Here is a 20,337-nt window from a genome sequence, read left to right on the forward strand (position 1 = left end):
AGAGGGCGTCGGCGTACGGTTCGATCCATGAGGCCGATCGCACCGCGACACACGTTCGACGCCGACTTCACCCTCGACGACGCTCAAGCATCGGCCGCCGACGCGCTCTCGACCCCCGGCACCAGGGGCGTCTACCTGTGGGGTCCGGTCGGCCGTGGAAAGACCTGGCTGCTCGACGCCTACTTCGCCGGTGCCGCGACCACCGCGAAGAAGCGCGTCCACTTCCACGCCTTCTTCCGCGACCTGCACGCTGCCTACTTTCGGCACCGCTTCTCCATCGATGCGGCCATCGACGACATCCTCTCGACGGACGACACCGGACTGCAGGCCGAACTGCTGTGCTTCGACGAGTTCCACGTCCACGACATCGGCGACGCCCGGCTCATCACGCGCATGCTCGACGCCCTCTTCGCCCGCGGGGTCGCTCTGGTCGTCACCTCCAACTACGCCCCCGACAATCTGCTGCCCAATCCGCTGTTCCACCCGACCTTCGTTCCGACGATCGAGAAGCTGAAGAAGAATCTCGAGGTGATCTGCGTCGGCGGTCCCGTCGATTACCGTGCCGTCGGCACCAGCGGTTCGCATTTCGCGTCGGGGAGTTGGAGTCTCGCGCGCGTGTCGGATGGTCACTCGTTTGCCGATCTGTGCTGCGCCGCTCGTTCGACGGGCGACTACCTCCGGATGTTCGAGGAAGCAACGAGCCTGACCGTCACCGAGATCCCCGCACTCGCGAGTGTCGACGAGTTCGCCGCTCAGCGGTTCGCGAATCTCGTGGACGTCGCCTACGACCGCGATGTGCGGGTCGACTTCCACGCCCTCGTGCCGTTGGATGAATTCGCCGTAGGATGTGCGGGTCTCGACACCGATCGATTGGTCAGCAGGCTCAGCGAATTGGGCCCGTCTACATCGTCTCGAGCACCGTTCGATTTCCACCGTCCGACTTCGCTCGGTACATGAGGGAATCCGCCGCGCGCGTCGCGTCGTTGACCACATCCACCCCTGATGTCCATGCGTCCGAATCAGGAGCGATCACGACTGCGCCTGCGCTCACAGTGACCGGTATCGGATCCGAGCAATTCGTCAGAGTGCCGCTCACCTCGAGCACCAGTTCACACAACTGTTCCGTCTCGCCGACGAGGACGGCTACGAACTCCTCACCTCCGGTTCTCGCCACCACCCCCGACTTTCCGAGGTGGTCGCAGAGACGGTCGGCAACGAGGACGATGACGGCATCGCCCTGGTCGTGTCCGTAGCGGTCGTTGACGCTCTTGAACCGATCGATGTCGACCAGAACGAGAACGAATGCCAACTGCTCGCGGTGGGCGACCATCCGCAGGTCTTCGATGGCATTCTGCAGTCCGCGTCTGTTCTTCATTCGGGTCAGCGGATCGATCTCGGACTGCCGTGCGTCCTCGCATACCAAGGACCAGGCGATCTGGGCGAAGATCGGGACACCCGACGTCGCACCTCCGGCCACCAGCACCGCGGCGATCGCATCCCAGGGACCCCACAAGCCCTGCACGTACGCGGCAACCCCGATGTAGACGATCACCAGATTGGCGAACACCAGGTGGGCGACGAGCAGTCTCGGACCGAGAAAGAAGGTGCACATCGACCCCGTCAACGCGAAGAGGAACGTGCCGATCAGCGCCGACGTGGGGACATCGAGAAGAATCACCGACGCAAGACCGACATCGCCGAATACCAGAAAAGTCACCACCTGCCACTTACGGTCCGGCAGCGGCCCGAACAGCAACCACACGATGACGGCGAACTGCAGAACCAGGATGAACAGCACGTAGGCGACAGGACCCGTTCCGGTCGGTCCATTCGGCGAAGCCAGCATCAGCATCGACACGGCGGCGTACAGAGCTGTACAGCTCGCGAAGACGACTCGGATCAATCGGTGCAGCGGACGAGTCGACTTGTGCACGAAAATCCAGTCGAAATCGTGCGGAGCAGCGAACCAGTGGCGAAGAACCTGAGCCGCACTGGGCTGGGGTCCGAGCGGCGGAACGGTGATACTCGAGACCGACCTCGGCGGCGAGATCGTGGTCGACCGTTTGCGGTGGCGACTACGCGCCTTACCGTGCGCCCGCATCGACCGTGGTTGTGAGGACGCATTCGATCGCTCGCCGTGCCGCGATGCGGGCGATCGAAAGTCTTCGTGCATGAGGGCTCCCTTGTGAAACGAACTGCCCAGGTCCGAAAGCGTACCGATCACCGTTTCGGCTCGCCCGAAATCTCCTGATCCGGTCTCGAACGGCTGCCGGGCGGAGGAATCGGGAGTCGAACCCCGGAGGCATCGGTCGCGATCGTGGACGCCCTCCCCACACATACAAAGGGAGACACCCACTACTGACGGCGGTCGGGGGCGACAGCAGTAGCGGGTGTCTCATTGTGAATTCGCAGCCTCTCTCGAGGTGGATGGGTTTCGGATGAGAAATTTTTCCCAGGTTTCTCTTCGACCCGAGGAATAGCCTGTGACCATGCCTTTCACAGCAGCGAATCACTACGCCTTCACCGGCGACGACATCATCGGAACCGTCGATGCCCATCGATCCGCCGGCGTCTGGGCGGCGCAGCTCGTTCTGAGCGGACAGACGCTGGAGTCCACCGACGTCACCCGATCGGACCTGGGTTTCGAGGTTCGTACCGTCGTCGAGAATCTCTCGGACGGTAATCGGACCCACCTGCTGGTCGTGTTGCCACGCGTCACCCTCGACTCCGACGACAGCCAGGTCTCGGGTCGTTCCGCAGGCTCCACTCCGGCCGTCACCTTCACCTCGTACGCGGTGCTGTACACGGTCCACGGTGGATCGACCGAGGTGCACGGCGCGGCCGAGTCCTACGACGTGCGGCTGCTCAGCGAAACCGCGTCACTCGTCGGGTAGTGCCGGGCCGGGAACACCCCTCGTCGCATTCCGGTTGTTCCAGGTAGTCGATTCGAGCGCAAAACTTTCGTGCCATCAGGAGCAGACGTGATCGAAATTCTCACCCCACGCGAGGTTCCCCTCGGCGGCCCCCGAGCACTGAAGGTTCGGCGCACGCTCCCGCAGCGGCAGCGGTCACTGATCGGCGCGTGGTGCTTCGCCGACCACTACGGGCCCGACACCTCGTCGATGGACGTGCCACCCCATCCGCACACCGGACTCCAGACCGTCAGCTGGCTGTTCTCCGGCGAGATCGAACACCGCGACAGCGTCGGATCACATGCCGTGGTGCGGCCCGGCGAACTGAACCTGATGACGGCCGGCCACGGCATCAGTCATTCCGAGACCTCCACTCCGCAGACCGAGATTCTGCACGGCATGCAACTGTGGGTTGCCCTTCCGGCTCGATCTCGCTTCACCGCACCGACGTTCGAGCACCACGTGCCACAGACCCACACGAGCCAGGGGCTGACCGCACGAGTGTTCCTCGGCTCACTGCTCGGCGAGACCTCGCCGGTGTCCACGTTCACCCCACTTCTCGGAGCCGAGATCGTGCTCGACGCCGGCGCCCGCGTCACCCTCGACGTCGACCCGACGTTCGAGCACGGCGTCATCGTCGATCAGGGTGCCGTGACGATGGACGAGACCGCCCTTTCCGCAGCCGATCTCGGCTACCGCGAACCGGGCGGTTCGACGCTCGATCTGCACAATCCGACCCGAGAGCCGGTACGGATGCTGCTGCTCGGCGGACCGCCGTTCGGAGAGCAGATCGTCATGTGGTGGAACTTCGTCGGCCGCAGCCACGAGGACGTCGTCGAGTACCGGGCCGCCTACGAGCGGGGCAGCGAGCAGTTCGGCACCGTCGAGGGCTATCCGGGATCTCGACTGCACGCACCACCGCTACCCAACAGCAGGATGCAACCGCGCGGCTGAATCCTCCTGCTAGGCAGCAGGAGCCGTGGGCAGCACCCGCTTGATGACGTCGGTGAGCGTGACGATGCCCAGGAACCGTCCATTGGTCTCGACGACCGCGAGCTGAACGCTGCGGTTGCGCATCTGCCGTAGCAACTCGTACACCGGTGTCGAACCGTCGACCGTGTAGGCCTCCCGTGCGTAGTCGGCTGCCGGTTCACCGACGCCGGCCAGCAACGTGTCCCGCACGTGGACGACGCCGGGCGTCGCGCCGGAGCTGTCGGTGAGCAGTACCCGAAGGTGACCGGAGCGCAACGCCGCCGCCTGCACATCGGAGACAGTGGAACCGTGCGGCACCGAAGTCGCCTTGGAGTCGGGCACCGTGATCTTCTCGACGGTCAGTGTCTCGAGTTCGATCACCCGAGTGATCTGGGTTTGCAGTTCCGGTTCCAGTACACCGACCTGCGACGAGTACTCGACGAGGTTGCGGATGGTCTCGGCGTCGCGTCCGCCGACCGCAGCGCTCTCCACCGGCTCCACACCCGACCGTTCGACGAGCTTGTTGGCGATCTTGTTGACCCACACCAGGAACAGCCGGAAGGGGCGGACGAATGCCCGAGACGGCAGTCCGATGATGGTGGCGGCCAGTTCCGGATGCGCGATGGCCCAGGACTTCGGGGCCATCTCCCCGACCACCAGGTGCAGGAACGTCACGAGCAACAGCGACAGAGCGAACGCGGCGGTTCCGGCCAACCAGCCCGGCACACCCCACGAGGTGAACACCGGACCCAGCCACGAATCGACGGCGGGCTTGGTGACGGCACCGAGCGCGAAGGTGCAGGCAGTGATGCCCAGCTGCGCGCCCGCCAGCATGATCGTCAACTCGTTCATTCCGCGCAGCGCAGCCCGCACGGATCGGCTCGTGCCTGCCTTCTCCTCCAGTCGATGCCTGCGGGCACCGAGCAGAGCGAACTCGATGACGACGAAGAACGCACTCAGTGCGATGAGCAATACCGTCACCGCGACGACGACCCACGCGTTCATCGGTCCGTCTCCTCGTCCGACTCCGGCGAATCCTCGCTGCCGTCCGGCGAATCCTCGTGAAGTCTGATTCTCAGCTCACTCGGCACGTGCCGGTCCACCTCGAGTACCTCGACTTCCAGCGACGGACGCGGCGGTACCTCTTCCATCAGGTCGGCCCCGAACACCGCGAGGTCGATTCGCACCGTGTCTCCGACCTCGGGCAGATTCCCGCCCTCGGCGATGAGCAGGCCGGCGAGCGTCTCGTAGTCGCCTCTCGGCAACAGCATGTCGCGACCGATGGTGCGTTCGACCTCGTCGACGTGGACGTCGCCGTCCATGAGCCACACTCCGTCTTCCTGATCCTCCACCCCGGCGATGTCCTCGTCGTGCTCGTCGGTGATCTCGCCGACCAGTTCCTCGGCGAGATCCTCGATGGTGAGTACGCCGGCGAATCCGCCGTATTCATCGATCACGCATGCCAATTCGTTCTTGGTACTCGACAACAACTCCAGGGCATCCTCGAGGGCATCAACTCCGGCACGATCAGCGGCTCTCGCATGATCTCGGTGACCGAACGGCTGTCGTCGGGGCAGCGGCCAATACCTCGGCCAGCTGCACCACACCGATCGGCTCCTCACGGTCGCCGATCACCGGGTAGCGAGTGTGCGCACGCACCATCCGCGCCCGCATCTCGCCGATGGCGGTGGCGGGGGTGACTGCGTCCACCCGACTGCGCGGGATCATGGCGTGCTCCACATCGCGTTCCGGAAAGTCGAGGATGCGGTCGAGCAGCAACGACAGATCCTCGGTGAGATCCCCGCTGGCCCGGGAATCTTCGATGATGCTTTCGAGATCCTTGGCGGTGGCACTGCTGTCCACGTCGTGCACCGGTTCGACGCGCAGCAGACGCAGCATCGCGTTGGAGGACTTGTCGAAGAAAGTGATCAACCAACCGAACGCGGCCAGGTAGATCAGCGTCGACCGGGCGAGGCGTCGGGACAGCGGATCGGGGTTCGCGATGGCGAGATTCTTCGGATAGAGCTCGCCGAAGATCATCTGCACGACGGTCGCGAGCACGAGAGCGCCCACCGTGCCGATCGAAATACCCACCGCGATGGGAACTCCGGCACTGCTCAGCAGCTCGCCCAGCGATTCGCCGATGAACGGCTCGGCCACGTAGCCGACCATCAGACCGGTGACCGTGATGCCCAGCTGCGCGCCCGACAGCATGAACGAGGTGCGCTTGGTGACCTTCAGTGCCCGCTCGGCCGACGCGTCGCCCTTCTCGGCCCCGGTACGGAGCGTCGCCCGGTCGACGGACATGTAGGCGAATTCCTGGGCCACGAAGTATCCATTGGCCGCGATGATCGCGGCGGTGAGCACGAAGCCGAGGAGCAAGGAGAGTAACGCGGTGATCACCATGCGATCACGCGAGAACGAGCGGCCGGAGCAGCGGCCACGGGTGGCCGAAAGAAATCTAGTGAGTGCACAGTGCGCTTGACGCCTCCGGTGTCAGAGAATCCGATTCGAGTGGAATGTCGTGATTCTATCGACTGCCGGTGCGCAATTCCCACGTCCAGGCGGGATGCCCGATCAGAACAGCGTCGGAACCGCGTCGTCGGACGTCGACGCCTCACGCGCCGTCGGGTCCGGAGACGAAGGAGCGGCAGTTGACGGGCGGGTGCCGTCTTCACAGGTGCTGTCTTCGTGGGTGCTGTTGCGACAGGTGACACCGCACCCCCTGCGGCCACAGCCCGCGCGGCCTCCCCGGCCAAGGCGTCGGCTGCTTCGTTGAAGTGATTGCCGACGTGTCCGCGGACCCACCGGAACCGGACCGGACCTTCACGTTCGGTGATGGCGCGCTCGATGCTCTGCACCAGCTCCAGGTTGCGCACCGGGGTACCACCCGCCGTTTTCCAGCCCTTGCGCTTCCAGCCCGCGAGCCACTCGGACGCGCACTTGATGGCGTACTGCGAATCGGATTCGATCAACAGCGGCTCGGGGCCGGGGTGAGCCAGAACCGCCTCCAGCAGGGCCCTGAGCTCGGCGACCTGGTTGGTGCCCGAGGGCTCACCGCCGGAGTTGCTCGGCCCCGTGTGGTTGACCCACGCCCACCCGATTGCTCCGCCGGGGTTACGCAGACACGAGCCGTCCGTACTCACGATGATCACGGTCTCAGACCCTACTTCGGGGCACCGACAAACTCCGGGTGACTCGCGCACGAACACCGAGGTACTTGGCAATCGACTGCGCGGCACCGCGAATCGATTCCGGCGCACCGCCGTCCGGGTCAGGCGTAGTGGGACGCCCTGGCCTTCCTGCCGTCGAGGGTGAGCAACACGAACGCCACCGCCGCGAGCGCTGCGATGAGCGCGGAGAACACCAGGTCAGGCGTAGCGGGTGCGGAAGGTATTCGGCCAGCAACCCGGCCACCAGCGGGCCCAGGCCGAGGCCGCCGATATTGGCCGCCGTGGCGATCGCCGGAGCTCGATCCCGCCACGCGTCCGGCACCAGTTCGATCAGGGTCACCGTCGCGGTTCCGACGAAGATTCCCGCCGACAACCCGGACAGCACCCGCCCGATCACCAAGGCCGTGAGTGAATCCGCACTCACGAACACCGCAGCACTGATCAACCCGAACCCTATTGCCGCCAACAACATCGGACGACGACCGAGCGAATCCGACCACCGCCCGAAGGCCAGCAGGGCACCGAGCACACCGACCGCGTACGCCGCGAACACCAAGGTGACGACGAACACGGAGAAGCCGAACTCGATCTCGTACAGCGCATAGAGCGGCGTCGGCATGGTCGTGCCCATCATCGCCACGACGAACGCGTAGGCAACTCCGACAAACGCGGCTGCGCGCGATCGAGTCACGAAGATCCTCCTGATGGTGCCGATGGGACCGGCCGCCGCGAGGGAGGCTGTGCGGTAATCCTGCGCTGGGCGGGGCACTATGTATCTTGCCGTCGGTACTGCAATCGTGTCGATCGACGCCCTGCCGAGAACCCACTCGGTCCGCCTGGCCACGACCCTTCGGAGGTGACGAACCGATGCCCGACGATGCCGGTTCCGACGGGGTCGCGCGCCTGGTCACGTCCGAGCAGCGGATCGACGTTCGGATGTCGGTGTCGCCGCTGCGTCGTGGCCGCGGCGACCCCACCTACGATTCCGCCCAGGACGGCACCGTCTGGCGCACGTCGAGAATGAGCTCGGGACCGGTGACGTACCGCCTGAACCAGACCTCGCCGACCGGCGTTCGAGTACGAGCGTGGGGCCCCGGCGCACCCGAACTGCTGGACGCGGCTCCCGCCCTGCTTGGCCTGCACGACGATGCCACCTTGTTCGCTCCCGAGCACCCGATTCTCCAGGAGGCCCATCGGCAGCTGCCGCACCTGCGACTGGGTAGAACCGGGCTGGTGCTCGAGGCCTTGATCCCGGCGATCATCGAGCAACGCGTACACGGAATTTCGGCCTTCGGATCGTGGCGCTACCTGATCAGCAAGTTCGGCGAGAAGGCACCGGGCCCGACACCGAAGCCGATGTTCGTCTTCCCGACACCCGACGTGTGGCGGCGCATCCCGTCGTGGGAGTACCACCGCGCCAACGTCGATCCGGCCCGGTCCAAGACCATCGTCCGCGCCGCCTGCGCGGCCGGGCGCCTGGAGGAGGCGTCGGGAATGACACCCGAGGACGCGCAGCGCAGGCTGCGGGCAATCCCGGGCGTCGGCGTCTGGACGGCAGCCGAGACCGCGCAACGCGCCCTGGGGGATCCCGACGCATTGTCGGTGGGCGACTACCACCTGGCGTCGGTCGTGGGCTGGTCGCTGCTGGGTAGGTCGATCGACGACGCGGAGATGGTCGAGTATCTGCAGCCCCTGGCCCCGCATCGGCATCGCGCGATTCGGCTGCTGTACCTGAGTGGGAAGGCGACCAAGCCGAAGTTCGGTCCGCGAACCGCGCTGGTGGATCACACGTGGCACTGAGTTCGACCGTGCTGTCCGACGCCGTGGCGTAGAACACGAAAGTTGTAGTCAGCAACCGGGAACAGAACGAGTGCCCCGGTTGCTGAACTTCGGGTGGCCCAAGCACCGAACACGTCAGCAGCCGAGACAGCCGTAGCCCAAGCACCGACAACGAGCGCGTCCCCCGAGCCGACATCGAAGGAACGCCTGCGGGTGATCCTGGTGCTCGGCGCACTCATCGCGCTCGGCCCCTTGACCATCGACATGTATCTGCCTGCTCTTCCTGCCATCGCCGACGACCTGAACACCCCGTCGTCGGCGGTGCAGCTCACCCTCGCAGGCACGTTGATCGGACTCGCCCTCGGCCAACTCGTCATCGGGCCGCTCTCGGACATCGTCGGCCGGCGACTACCGCTCATCGTCGGCACCGGAGTGCACATCCTGGCGTCCGTCGCGTGCATCGTGGCTCCCAACATCGCCGTGCTCGGTGGCCTACGCGTCGTGCAGGGTCTCGGCGCTGCCGCTGCTGCCGTGGTGGCGATGGCCATCGTGCGAGACCTGTTCAGTGGACGTGCGGCCGCAACCGTGCTGTCCCGGCTGATGCTCGTCATGGGCGTCGCACCGGTACTGGCTCCCTCGCTCGGCGGCGCCGTGCTGCTGGTCGGATCGTGGCGTCTCGTCTTCGCAGCGCTGGCGATCATGGGTGTCGCCCTGATGACACTGGCGATCGTGTCGCTACGCGAGACGCTGCCGCCCGAGCGTCGTCGTGCGAGCGGGGTCATGCCGGTGCTGCGCACCTACCGCTCTCTGCTGCGCGACGCCCAGTTCGTGGTGCTCGTTCTCGTCGCCGCACTCGCGATGTCCTCGTTGTTCGCGTACATCGCCGGATCGTCGTTCGTGCTGCAGGAGGAGTTCGGCCTCGACGAGCAGCAATTCGCGATCGTCTTCGCCGCCGGCGCGATCTCGCTCATCGGTGCATCTCAGCTCAACGTCCTCCTGCTCGGACGCTTCGCTCCGGTGCAGATCGTGTTGGCTGCACTGTCGTTCGCCGTCCTCGCGGGTGGCGTCATGGCCGTGCTGGCGATCGCCGAGATCGGCGGGATGGCCGGCTTCGTGATTCCGCTGTGGTTCGTGCTCGGTGCCGTCGGATTCGTGATGCCCAACGCGCCTGCTCTCGCGCTGTCCAGGCACGGTGAGGCCGCAGGAGGTGCCGCTGCCCTCCTCGGAGCAGCTCAGTTCGGCCTCGGTGCCATCGTCGCGCCGATCGTCGGCGCACTCGGAAACGACGCGGTTGCCGTGTCCACCACGATGGTCGTGACCTCTGCCGCCGCACTGGCAGCGCTGGGTGTCATCACCGCGCGCTCGTCTTCGAAGGCTGTGAGCTCGGTGCGGGCCACCACACACTAGGGTTTCGGCCATGGCCGAACGCGAACGTGATGCGCACGGTAAACCCCTCAACGCCAGGCCTCGTGACGGTCTCGGGCGGCCCCTCGCGCGCGGCGGCGACGGAACCCCACGGGTGCCCGACGACCTCCGGCTTCCGCCCACCGCTGCCCTCGTCGAAGCGCAGCGATTCCTCGACACGAACATGCCCTTCCATGCGCACGAGGTACTGGAAGGCACGTGGAAGAGCTGCTCGCCCGAGGAGCGTCCGTTGTGGCAGGGCCTCGCCCAACTCGCCGTCGGATTGACCCATCTGATGCGCGGCAACCGCGTCGGTGCCGGTTCGCTGCTCCGGCAAGGACACGATCGGCTCATCGGCTTCGAGTGCAACCCGCCGCATCATCTCGACATCACCGGCCTGCTGACCTGGTCGGAGGGCCTGCTCGGCGAGCTCGAGACCGGGACGTTGCCGGTCGCTCCCGGAATTCCGGCACTGCGCACCACCGACTGAACCGATCCCGACGGGGGCGTCCTGGCATCCGATTCCGGCTCGAGCTAGCCTGGGCAAGGTTAGGTAAGGCTAGGACAATCCGCATCGGAAGTGGGGTTCGTCGGCGTGACCGTGTTCGCACCGCTGAGACTCGTGCACCGCGAGACGATCAGCCCGGCCCAGCTCGGACGCACTCTCTGCACCGAGGTAGCCGAACAGGTTCCGTACTGGGTCGCCGTCCTGACCCCGGCGGAGCGACCGTTGCTCACCGAACAGTCCACGAAATTCGAGCAGACGTCGATGACGTTCGCGTTGCCCGACGGCCGACACCGCCGCCGCGTTCTGCTGCTCGCGGCCCTGGGCTCGGCCGTGTCCACGTGGCAGAGAAACAACCGTCGCGGCTCCTCGGCCGGCGTGCTGGTTGACCTCGATCCCGAGAACACCGGTGCAGTTCACCCGGTCCGGCTCCCTGCGCTCCACACCGACGCCCTCGCCGTCCCCTCGCACCGCGAGCACCTCGTCGACGAGGTCTCGAGGCGACTGGGCTCGGTACCGAACGGCGGCCGCGATTACGCACTGACCCGCAACTATCCCGCGCTGGCCTCGCGCGCCGGAGCACAGATCATCGTGCGTGAGGATGGACGGGCGGAGACAAGCCGCGATCACGCCATCGACATCGGGATCACCACGACGGGTGCAGGTACCGCGCAGGCGCGCATCACCTGGGCTGCGAATCTGCACGGCATCGACGAACTGATCCGACTGTGGTCGGAGGCCGTGCACGACCTCGCTCTCACCACTACAGGCTCTTCAGCAGCCTGACGTCGTCTTCGATCCCCTCGGGCGGAGTCTCGAGGATCACCGGCGCGTCGGCCGCCAGTGCGACGGCCGTCAGAATCTCGGCGTCGATCGTTCCGGTGCCGAGATTTGCGTGCCGGTCTCGCGCCGAGTCGAACTCGTCGCGCGAATTGTTCAGGTGCACCAGATCGATTCGGCCGGTGATCGCCTTGATTCGGTCGACCACGTCGACCAGATCCTCGCCCCCGGCCCACGCATGACAGGTGTCCAGGCAGAATCCGGCACCGAATTCACCGATCGCGTCCCACAACCGGGCGATGTCGTCGAAGTGGCGCGCCATCGCGGAGTCTCCGCCCGCGGTGTTCTCGACGAAGATCGGCACGGCGAAGCCGCCCTGCTCCGCTTGGCGCTCGAACAGCTTGCGCCAGTTGTCGATTCCCTTGGCAGTGTCCTCACCCTCACGGACGTGACCGCCGTGGACGACCAGCCCGATGGCCCCGATCTCGGCCGCAGCAGCAGCCTGCTCTACGACGGCCTTGCGCGAAGGAATGCGGATCCGATTGTTCAAGCTCGCGACGTTCAGGACGTAGGACGAGTGCACCACCACGTCGACATCGCCGGTCAGCAACGCCTCGCCCTGAGGGTGCGGGGTGAGCTTGTTCCACTTCTGCGGATCGGTGAGGAACATCTGGACGAGGTCGACGCCGAGCGCCTCGGCCGTACCGAGAGGGTCGCTGCTGTCGCGGACGTGGGCTCCGATGCGCATGACGCCCATCATAGGGGTGGTGTTGAGGGTCTCCCCTGATAGCGACCGGCGCGGAACGCTGCAACACTGGCACCCATGAGCGACATCGCCGCACGTGCGGTCAACGTATCGAAGGTCTACGGATCAGGGGACACCCAGGTCCACGCACTGTCCGGGGTGAGCGTGGAATTCGCTCGCGGAGAATTCACCGCCATCATGGGCCCGTCGGGTTCGGGCAAGTCCACGCTCATGCACTGCCTGGCCGGCCTCGACAATGCCTCCTCGGGAACGGTGACCATCGGCGACACCGAGTTGACGGCACTGTCCGACAAGGAGATGACCGGATTACGCAGGGACCGAATCGGATTCGTGTTCCAGGCCTTCAATCTGGTGCCGACGCTCACCGCGCTCGAGAACATCACACTGCCTCTCGACATCGCCGGCCGCACACCGGACCAGGGATGGCTCGACACCGTGGTCGACCGACTCGGCCTGCGCGACCGCCTCGATCACCGCCCCAGCGAACTCTCGGGCGGACAGCAGCAGCGAGTGGCGTGCGCCCGCGCGCTGGCAGGCAGGCCCGACATCGTGTTCGGCGACGAGCCCACCGGCAACCTGGACTCCCGCTCGTCCGGCGAGGTGCTCTCGATTCTGCGCACTGCCGCAGACGAATTCGATCAGACCGTCGTCATCGTCACGCACGATCCACGCGCGGCCAGCTACGCCGACCGCGTCGTGTTCCTCGCCGACGGCGCCGTCATCGACCAGCTGAACTCGCCCACGGCCGACGCCGTACTCGAGCGGATGAAGAAGCTGGAGACGGTCCGATAATGGCGCATTCCGTTTCCAGCAAACCTTCTCGACAGAAGCCGTCGGGCAATCCCATGCGCAAGGTGTCGCTGAGAAACCTTGCTGCACACAAGGTTCGGTTGGCACTGACCGTGCTTTCCGTCGTACTCGGCACGGCATTCGTCGCGGGTTCGTTCGTGTTCACCGACACCCTCCAGCGCACCTTCTCCTCGCTGTTCGCCGATACCGCGCAGGGCGCGGACGTTCGAGTGAGCCCCGAGGACGCGCGCTCCTCCGGCGTGCCGAACGAGGACATCGCGGCGATCTCGGCGTTACCGAACGTGCGCGCCGTGTCGCCGTACGTCGGCGGGCAGTTGGTGCTGCTGGGGTCGGACGGTGCCGCCGTACAGTCCGGCGGCGCACCGACCATCGGTGAGTCGTACCTCCCCGACGACCAACGACTCGGCGATCCGACCACCTTCGTCGACGGTTCGGCTCCCACCGCTCCCGGACAGGTCACGATCAACGAAGGTGGCGCCCAGCGCGCCGGCCTGAAGGTGGGCGACGCCACCCAGGTCCTCGTGCCGTCCAAGGGCATCACCGACGTCACGATCACCGGAATCTATTCCACAGCAACCGAATCCGGTGGCTACATCGGAATTCAGTTCGTGCAGAGCCAGGCGAACGAGCTGTTCACCGACGGCTCCCACGTGCAGTACATCGACGTCGCGGGCAACGATCTCGCCGCGCAAGGGTTGACTCAGGGCGATCTTCGCGACGAGATCGCCGCGGCGTTCCCCGATCTGAAGGTCCAGACCGCCGCGGACGTACAGGCCGAGACTCAGGCCGAGGTCGAGTCGGCACTGTCGTTCATCAACTACTTCCTCCTCGCCTTCGGTGGGATCGCCCTGCTGGTCGGCACCTTCATCATCTACAACACGTTCTCGATGATCGTCGCGCAACGCGTCCGCGAACTGGCACTGCTGCGCGCCATCGGAGCCAGCCGCGGGCAGGTCAGCCGATCGGTCGTCCTCGAAGCTCTCGTCGTGGGCGTCATCGGCAGCGTGCTCGGCTTCGTCGGCGGAGTAGGGCTGGCCTACGGGCTACGGGCACTGCTCAACGCGTTCGACCTGGGCCTACCGTCGGGACCGCTGGCACTCGAGCCGCGCACGGTTGCCGTCGCCTTCGCTGTCGGCATCGTCGTCACCGTGCTGAGCGCGTACGCACCGGCCCGGCGAGCGGCCAAGATTCCGCCCGTCGCCGCGATGCGCGAGGAGTTCGCCTCTGCGGGCGACACCCTGCGCACCCGGACGTTCGTGGGCGTCGGCCTGGGAGTCGCAGGCGCGGCCGCACTGATCATCGGCGCGCAGTCGACCGGCGGGGCGGCCGCTGCCACGGTCGGCGCTGGCGCTGTCGCGCTGATCGTCGCCACCGCACTGGCCGCACCGTCGCTGTCACGGCCGGTGGTCGGCGCGCTGGGTGCCGTCATCACCCGCCCGTTCGGAGCGATCGGACGCTTGGCCAGGACCAACTCGGTTCGCAACCCGCGACGCACTGCGGCCACCGCCTTCGCCCTGATGCTCGGCCTCATGCTCGTCACCGTCATCGGCGTGCTCGGATCCACTGCCAAGGCCAGCGTCGACTCACTCGTCGACACCGGCGTCGAGGCCGACTACATCCTCTCCGGTCCGCAGTCGATCGGCGTACCGACCGGAGCCACGACGGCTGCACAGCAGGTGACCGGCGTGGACCGCACAGCGGTACTGCACCCGGTGTTCGTCACCATCGCCGGTCAGGAGGAGTACGGCGCCGCCATCGACGGCTCGCCCGAGGGACTGCTCGAGCTGTCGATGGTCCAGGGCACCGCAGACCTGGACAGCGACGGATTCTCGGTGTCGGAAACCGAAGCGGCCGCACGCGGCTGGACGGTCGGAACCGAGGTCACCTTCGACACCGTGGACGGGGCGTCGGTCCCCGTGACCGTCACCGGCGTGTTCACCGACAATCCGCTCATCGGGAGTTGGATCGTCTCGGGCGACATCTACCAGGAGGTGACGCCGTCCATCACCCGATCCGACATCCTGGTTCTGGTCAAGGCCACGCCCGGTACCGACCTGGACACGCTGCGAACCGGCCTCGAAGCCGCGACCAAGCCGTTCGTCGTCGTCCAGGTTCAAGACGTCGAAGAGTTCAAGGGTAGCCAGGGTCAACAGATCGACACCCTGCTCGCCGTGCTGTACGGATTGCTGGCATTGGCCGTCGTCATCGCCGTGCTCGGCATCGTCAACACGCTCGCCCTGTCGGTGGTGGAGAGGCGTCGGGAGATCGGCATGCTGCGCGCGATAGGCATGCAGCGGCCACAGGTCCGTCGCATCATCTATCTCGAGTCGCTGCTCATCGCGCTGTTCGGCGCGATCGTGGGCGTCGTCCTCGGCATCGCGTTCGGGTGGGGCTTCGTGCAGACTCTGCGCGACGAGGGCCTGGGCACCATGACCGTGCCGTGGGGCCAGGTGGTGGCGATGCTGCTCGGATCGGCCGTCGTCGGTGTGTTGGCGGCGCTGTGGCCCGCGGTGCGAGCCGCGCGCACGAAGCCGCTGGAGGCCATCGCGGACCTGTAAGGACAAGCCCGAAAACCGACCGGACATTCCGCAACGTCACCCGATTGTTGCGGAATGTCCGGTTTTCCGCTTGCGTAAAAAGGCCATGCACGTCTACCTTTGAGACGGTAAAACAGTCTCGAAGACGGTTTGTGAGCAACAAACCGACTTTGCAATCGCGGGTCGGGCTCGTGCAAGGAGAATCATGTCGATTCAGGACATCGATGCGCCGACCCGTCTTCCACTGGCCCCGCTGTGCCGGCCCGAACGTCGCGACACCCTGATGGCCCGCTACCGCGAGGTGGCTCACGCCCTGCCCCACGCCGTCGCGCTCGACGTCGATGGCACCTCGCTGACCTTCGACGAGCTCCTCCACCGCGCCTACTCTCAGGCGCGGAAGATCGCCACCCTCTTCCCCGCCGATTCTCGGCCGCTCGCCGTGGACACCGACGCGACGACGGATTCGATCGTGCTGATGCTGGCCGTCGTCGCCGCAGGCCATCCCCTCGTGCCGCTCGACCCCATGCTTCCCGCCGAGCGCCGCGCCACGATCATCGACCAAGCAGCTGCGACGGCGATCGACTCCGCCACCGTCGCCGACGCCATGGACTCCTGCGTTCCGCTGCCGACGCTGTCGGGCGATCACACCGCGGTGATCAACTACACCTCGGGATCCACCGGCACGGCCAAGGGCGTGATCCTCAGCCACCGCATGTGTCTGACGAAGGCATACGAGGTTGCCAACGCGTTGGCACTGAGCCCTCACGACCGCGTCGGAAATTCGCTACCGGTCAGCTTCGGTGCCGGCTTGAACACGTTGTTCGCCGGGTTGCTCAGCGGTGCCGCCGTGCACTGCCGCGACCCCAGGTCGGGTGTCCCCAGCAGCATCGTCGAGTGGACGGCCGCGCATGCCCTGACCACGCTGCACTGCTCGTCGTCGCTGCTGCGCGCCGTCTCCGCGGCCGATCACGGACCTGCAGGTAGCAGCGGCGTACCTACGCTGCGGGTGGTCATCACGTACGGGGAGGCCCTGCACTCCGACGATGCGGACGGCTTTCGGCGTCGATTCGGCAGCCGCGCCACGGTGGTCAACTGGTACGCGACCACCGAAGCCGGCGCCGTCGCCTACGGCGAATACCCGCCCGAACGAGCGCTGCCGTCGGGCTTTCTCCCCGCAGGAAGACCCATCGCAGGCAAGCTCGTCGAAGTCGTCACCTCCGACGGGTCGCCGTGCGCACCCGACGTGATCGGCGAGGTACGGGTGACGTCGAACTGCTTGGCCGACGGCTACCTCGGCGGTGCCGGTCTGGACTCCCAACGATTCGCCGCCCTTGGCGACGGTCTGTTCCGCTACCGCACCGGCGATCTGGGACGACTCGACGAACACGGGACGCTGCACCTGGCCGGACGAATCGACGACGCCGTCAAGGTGCGCGGATACCTGGTAGAGCCGGCCGAGGTCGAGGCGGCGCTGCGCGCCATGCCGGAGATCGGCGACGCAGCGGTGATCGGCAGAACCTCCGGCACCGATACCGACCTGGTCGCCTACGTGTGTTCGTCCCGTTCCGGGCGACGACCGTCGGTGGCCGAGATCAGAGCGTCGCTGCGCCGGACGCTGCCGGAATGGATGGTGCCCACCCACATCGTCGCGCTCGACGCGATGCCACGGAACGAGCGCGGCAAGCTCGACCGAAGTGCATTGCCCGAGCCCGCCGATCGACGCGTCGAGCGCACTGCGGTCGGCCCGACCGAGTACATCGTGGCCGAGGCCGCACGCACCGCGATCGGGCTGGACACCATCGGCCGGGACGAGGATTTCCTGGCGCTGGGCGGCAATTCGCTGACCACCACGGCAATGCTGGCTCACCTTCGCGAGAGCCTGAAGATCGATCTGACGCCGGAGGACGTGTTCGCGGCGACCACTGTTCGAGCACTGGCCGTGACAGTCGATGCTCGCCTCGAGGACGCGGCAACTGCACGTCGGCGCACAACCGGCGAACACGATGTGCTCGTGCCGCTGCGCACCGAGGGCAGCAAGGCACCGATCTTCCTGATCGGCGGTGCAGGCGTCGGAGCGATGGCATTCCTCAATCTGGTCAAACACATCGACGAGGACCGCCCGGTGTATGCGCTGCAGGCACACGGCCGCGGCAAGCGCGGACGCCCGGACCGCACGATTCGGCGGACCGCGAAGCGCTACGTCGACGCTGTTCGCACGGTCCAGCCCGAGGGCCCGTTCCATCTGGTCGGCCACTCGCTCGGCGGCTGGATTGCCATCGCGATGGCGGAAGAGATCCGAGACTCCGGCCTCGGCTCCCCGCACCTGCTCCTTCTCGACACACGGCTGTTCCGGCATCTGCTGGACAAGTTGCCCGGCGGTACCGAGGTTCCGGCTGCTCCCGCTGCTCGGACGCGAGAAGAAGCGGGCTTCCACCTCGGCCGTATCGGCACCGCCGCCCTCTGGGTACGAATGCAGTTCGCCGGGTTGCTGCGCTACCCGACGACGATGGAATGGTTGGTCTTCGCGAGCATCGGGTACGTGGCGTTGAACAAGCACGTGCCGACACCGTGGTCGGGTTCGATGACCGTGGTTCGCACAGCAGAGAACGTGAAAGATCTCGGGTCGTGGCAGACGGTCGGCCGTGGTGAGCTGACCTTCGTCGACATCTCGGGAGATCACATCGACATGTTGCGCGAACCGATGGCCGAGCACTTGGCCGAGACGATCGCGACCACCTTCGACGATGCGGGGCTCGCGCGCTGACCGAGGGTCTGTCGCAGTGTCGGCTCAGCTTGTACGTTTGTGCCAGCGGCTCGCCGAGCCACGCGACGATCCGGGAATCACACGACGAGGAGGTCGACCATGAGTTCATCGTACGAATTGCAGTCGGTAGAACTACACAAGGACGTCCTGCGATACGTGGACATGGGCGACGGCCCGCCCGTGATTCTGGTGCACGGCCTACTCGGTTCGCATCAGTCCTGGGGCACGCAGATCGAACGTCTGTCGCACAAGTATCGGGTCATCGCACCCGACCTGTTCGGCCACGGTGAATCCGACAAGCCGACCGGCGACTACTCGCTGAGTTCGCACTCGGCCACCATTCGCGATCTCATGGATCACCTGAACATCGACTCCGCTCCGATGGTCGGTCACTCGCTCGGCGGCGGCATCGTCATGCAGCTGACGTATCTCTTCCCCGAGCGGGTAGATCGCCTGGCGCTGGTCAGCAGCGGCGGCCTCGGCCCCGAAGTGAGCCTGCTCCTCAAGGCTGCGACGCTGCCCGGCAGCGAGCTGGTGCTGCCGCTGCTCGCATCGGACTGGTTCCGCAGGAACACCGAGAGTGCGCTGGCGCAGTTGGGCAAATGGGGTCTGCCGGTGAAGCCGGGCCCCAGCATGGCCGAGACCTGGCGGTCGTTCCGGTCGGTGGCAGACCGCTCCACCCGCGGCGCGTTTCTGGCGTCGACGCGGGCAGTGGTGGGCCCGCGTGGTCAGACCGTCAGCGCGAAGCAACATTTCGAGAAGTTCGAGTCGATTCCGTCGCTGCTCGTCTGGGGCGGCAAGGACCGGATGATTCCCGCCAAGCACGCCGACAACATTCGACGCGAGGTTCCGAACAGTCGCGTCGAGATCTTTCCCGACGCCGGGCACTTTCCCCAGCTCGACGAGCCGGACTTCTTCTTCCGACTGCTCGACGAATTCCTGGACTCCAACCGGACCGAGAAGAGCGCGCCTGCGGCGATCACCCCGGCGGCTGTTCCGTTGCAGCACCCGTGAGCGTGACCCCGATGTTCCCGCTCGGCAGCGTGCTGCTTCCCGGCGAACGCCTTCCACTGCACATCTTCGAGCCGCGGTACCAAGCTCTGGTGCACGACTGCCTGAAGCAGGACGATCCGAGCTTCGGCGTGGTACTCATCGCGCGCGGGCACGAGGCCGGCGGCGGCGACGTTCGCCACGATGTGGCCACCACCGCACACATCATCGGCCACGAGTCCATCGGTGACGGCCGATATCTACTCGAATGCGTCGGCGGCGAACGGATCAGGATCGACGCCTGGCTGCCGGACGATCCGTACCCGCTGGCCGACGTTCGAGCGTGGCCGGACGAAGACTCCGCCTCGGTGATCGCCGACACCGAATTCGACGCCACCTGGGCGCGGGTCGAGGATCTCTACGAGCTGATCGGTCGACTCGAATCGACGGAAACCGTTGCCACACCAGGCGTTCCGGACTTCCTGGGCCTGCCGATCTCGGCCGCCGAGAAGATCTGGTCGCTGACAGCTCTGATTCCGATGGGTCAGTCCGATCGACTCGACATCCTGTCTGCGCCGGACGCCAGAGCACGCATGACCGCTCTGAACGACGCCATCGAGAATGTCACCGCCGTCGTGCAATTCAGACTGCAGCCCTGATAACCGAACACATCTGCAACACAGACGGGTCAGGCCCGACATCATCGATGTCGGGCCTGACTCGTGTAGTAGTCCTCGCTAGCGCTAAGACCAACACCCCAAAGCACGCCGATCAATGCGTTGATCAGGACCAATCAGAACCCGGACGCATCCGATCGCGGGTCACCCAGCAGATGCGACGGGATGTAGTTCGACTGTATGAGAGCGGAATGACAAGCCGATCAGTTGCCGAGAAGACCGCGCTAGGCAAGACGACCATCCTCAGAATTCTCAAGCAAGAAGGGGT

At 66.0% G+C, this 20,337-nt stretch carries 15 protein-coding genes and 3 pseudogenes; 12 read left to right on the forward strand and 6 right to left on the reverse strand.

From position 1 onward, the window contains the following. Positions 1-27 precede the first annotated feature (27 nt). Positions 28-957: a cell division protein ZapE gene (gene zapE / locus AYK61_RS15265; RefSeq protein ID WP_121871408.1), complete on the forward strand. Its 930-nt coding sequence runs from the start codon at positions 28-30 to the stop codon at positions 955-957. Here the strand turns inward: zapE and AYK61_RS15270 are convergent. Then, a complete protein-coding gene (locus tag AYK61_RS15270) occupies positions 902-2,173 on the reverse strand; it encodes a diguanylate cyclase (RefSeq protein WP_183130295.1) in 1,272 nt (423 codons plus the stop codon). The genes zapE and AYK61_RS15270 overlap by 56 nt on opposite strands. A gap of 316 nt (positions 2,174-2,489) precedes the next feature. Here AYK61_RS15270 and AYK61_RS15275 point away from each other — a divergent pair, with 316 nt between their 5' ends. After that, on the forward strand, positions 2,490-2,894 hold the full coding sequence (locus AYK61_RS15275) for a hypothetical protein (protein ID WP_128646109.1): 405 nt from the start codon (positions 2,490-2,492) through the stop codon (positions 2,892-2,894). A gap of 87 nt (positions 2,895-2,981) precedes the next feature. After that, positions 2,982-3,866 (forward strand): pirin family protein, encoded by an 885-nt coding sequence (locus AYK61_RS15280; protein ID WP_121871411.1) that lies wholly within the window; start codon positions 2,982-2,984, stop codon positions 3,864-3,866. Between the two features lie 9 nt (positions 3,867-3,875). Here the strand turns inward: AYK61_RS15280 and AYK61_RS15285 are convergent, their stop codons facing one another. From AYK61_RS15285 to AYK61_RS28280, 4 genes and pseudogenes are all read right to left on the reverse strand, one after another. Further along, a complete protein-coding gene (locus AYK61_RS15285; protein WP_121871412.1) occupies positions 3,876-4,889 on the reverse strand; it encodes a hemolysin family protein in 1,014 nt (337 codons plus the stop codon). Then, positions 4,886-6,290: pseudogene (locus AYK61_RS28275) on the reverse strand (hemolysin family protein). Before AYK61_RS28275 ends, AYK61_RS15285 begins: the two are co-directional and overlap by 4 nt. Before the next feature lie 254 nt (positions 6,291-6,544). Further along, positions 6,545-7,039 (reverse strand): annotated as a pseudogene (locus AYK61_RS15295) (ribonuclease H); the annotation flags it as partial. 211 nt (positions 7,040-7,250) lie between these two features. Next, positions 7,251-7,691 (reverse strand): annotated as a pseudogene (locus AYK61_RS28280) (MFS transporter); the annotation flags it as partial. Between the two features lie 233 nt (positions 7,692-7,924). Between AYK61_RS28280 and AYK61_RS15305 the strand changes: the two are divergent. From AYK61_RS15305 to AYK61_RS15320, 4 genes are all read left to right on the forward strand, one after another. After that, positions 7,925-8,857 (forward strand): DNA-3-methyladenine glycosylase, encoded by a 933-nt coding sequence (locus AYK61_RS15305; RefSeq protein WP_121871413.1) that lies wholly within the window; start codon positions 7,925-7,927, stop codon positions 8,855-8,857. A gap of 93 nt (positions 8,858-8,950) precedes the next feature. Then, positions 8,951-10,243, forward strand: coding sequence for a multidrug effflux MFS transporter (locus tag AYK61_RS15310; RefSeq protein WP_121871414.1), 1,293 nt, complete (start codon positions 8,951-8,953; stop codon positions 10,241-10,243). A 10-nt stretch (positions 10,244-10,253) separates the two neighbouring features. Further along, positions 10,254-10,730: a DUF309 domain-containing protein gene (locus AYK61_RS15315; RefSeq protein ID WP_121871415.1), complete on the forward strand. Its 477-nt coding sequence runs from the start codon at positions 10,254-10,256 to the stop codon at positions 10,728-10,730. A gap of 105 nt (positions 10,731-10,835) precedes the next feature. After that, positions 10,836-11,531, forward strand: coding sequence for a hypothetical protein (locus AYK61_RS15320; protein WP_147458337.1), 696 nt, complete (start codon positions 10,836-10,838; stop codon positions 11,529-11,531). Here the strand turns inward: AYK61_RS15320 and AYK61_RS15325 are convergent. Next, positions 11,509-12,273: a deoxyribonuclease IV gene (locus AYK61_RS15325; protein WP_094677403.1), complete on the reverse strand. Its 765-nt coding sequence runs from the start codon at positions 12,271-12,273 to the stop codon at positions 11,509-11,511. The genes AYK61_RS15320 and AYK61_RS15325 overlap by 23 nt on opposite strands. A 75-nt stretch (positions 12,274-12,348) precedes the next feature. On the opposite strand from AYK61_RS15325, the gene AYK61_RS15330 reads away from it, so the two are divergent. The 5 genes from AYK61_RS15330 (at position 12,349) to AYK61_RS15350 (ending at position 20,051) form a co-directional block, all read left to right on the forward strand. Then, on the forward strand, positions 12,349-13,083 hold the full coding sequence (locus AYK61_RS15330; protein WP_121871417.1) for an ABC transporter ATP-binding protein: 735 nt from the start codon (positions 12,349-12,351) through the stop codon (positions 13,081-13,083). Positions 13,084-13,136: 53 nt separating this feature from the next. Beyond that, complete coding sequence (locus AYK61_RS15335) at positions 13,137-15,659, forward strand: ABC transporter permease (RefSeq protein WP_121871418.1); 2,523 nt, start codon at positions 13,137-13,139, stop codon at positions 15,657-15,659. Positions 15,660-15,843: 184 nt separating this feature from the next. After that, complete coding sequence (locus tag AYK61_RS15340) at positions 15,844-18,402, forward strand: alpha/beta fold hydrolase (protein WP_121871419.1); 2,559 nt, start codon at positions 15,844-15,846, stop codon at positions 18,400-18,402. Between the two features lie 99 nt (positions 18,403-18,501). After that, positions 18,502-19,416 (forward strand): alpha/beta fold hydrolase, encoded by a 915-nt coding sequence (locus AYK61_RS15345; protein WP_121871420.1) that lies wholly within the window; start codon positions 18,502-18,504, stop codon positions 19,414-19,416. Continuing rightward, positions 19,413-20,051: an LON peptidase substrate-binding domain-containing protein gene (locus tag AYK61_RS15350; RefSeq protein WP_121871421.1), complete on the forward strand. Its 639-nt coding sequence runs from the start codon at positions 19,413-19,415 to the stop codon at positions 20,049-20,051. Before AYK61_RS15345 ends, AYK61_RS15350 begins: the two co-directional genes overlap by 4 nt. Positions 20,052-20,337: the final 286 nt, after the last annotated feature.

Source organism: Rhodococcus sp. SBT000017 (genome assembly GCF_003688915.1).
Lineage (GTDB): Bacteria > Actinomycetota > Actinomycetes > Mycobacteriales > Mycobacteriaceae > Rhodococcoides.

What these genes read in the sequence shown, in the direction of transcription:
- AYK61_RS15325 (WP_094677403.1), bottom strand. Translation starts at nt 12,273, where the DNA reads ATGCGCATCGGAGCCCACGTCCGCGACAGCAGCGACCCTCTCGGTACG.
- AYK61_RS15270 (WP_183130295.1), bottom strand. Translation starts at nt 2,173, where the DNA reads ATGCACGAAGACTTTCGATCGCCCGCATCGCGGCACGGCGAGCGATCG.
- AYK61_RS15315 (WP_121871415.1), top strand. Translation starts at nt 10,254, where the DNA reads ATGGCCGAACGCGAACGTGATGCGCACGGTAAACCCCTCAACGCCAGG.
- AYK61_RS15275 (WP_128646109.1), top strand. Translation starts at nt 2,490, where the DNA reads ATGCCTTTCACAGCAGCGAATCACTACGCCTTCACCGGCGACGACATC.
- AYK61_RS15305 (WP_121871413.1), top strand. Translation starts at nt 7,925, where the DNA reads ATGCCCGACGATGCCGGTTCCGACGGGGTCGCGCGCCTGGTCACGTCC.
- AYK61_RS15285 (WP_121871412.1), bottom strand. Translation starts at nt 4,889, where the DNA reads ATGAACGCGTGGGTCGTCGTCGCGGTGACGGTATTGCTCATCGCACTG.
- AYK61_RS15335 (WP_121871418.1), top strand. Translation starts at nt 13,137, where the DNA reads ATGCGCAAGGTGTCGCTGAGAAACCTTGCTGCACACAAGGTTCGGTTG.
- AYK61_RS15330 (WP_121871417.1), top strand. Translation starts at nt 12,349, where the DNA reads ATGAGCGACATCGCCGCACGTGCGGTCAACGTATCGAAGGTCTACGGA.
- AYK61_RS15345 (WP_121871420.1), top strand. Translation starts at nt 18,502, where the DNA reads ATGAGTTCATCGTACGAATTGCAGTCGGTAGAACTACACAAGGACGTC.
- AYK61_RS15340 (WP_121871419.1), top strand. Translation starts at nt 15,844, where the DNA reads ATGTCGATTCAGGACATCGATGCGCCGACCCGTCTTCCACTGGCCCCG.
- zapE (WP_121871408.1), top strand. Translation starts at nt 28, where the DNA reads ATGAGGCCGATCGCACCGCGACACACGTTCGACGCCGACTTCACCCTC.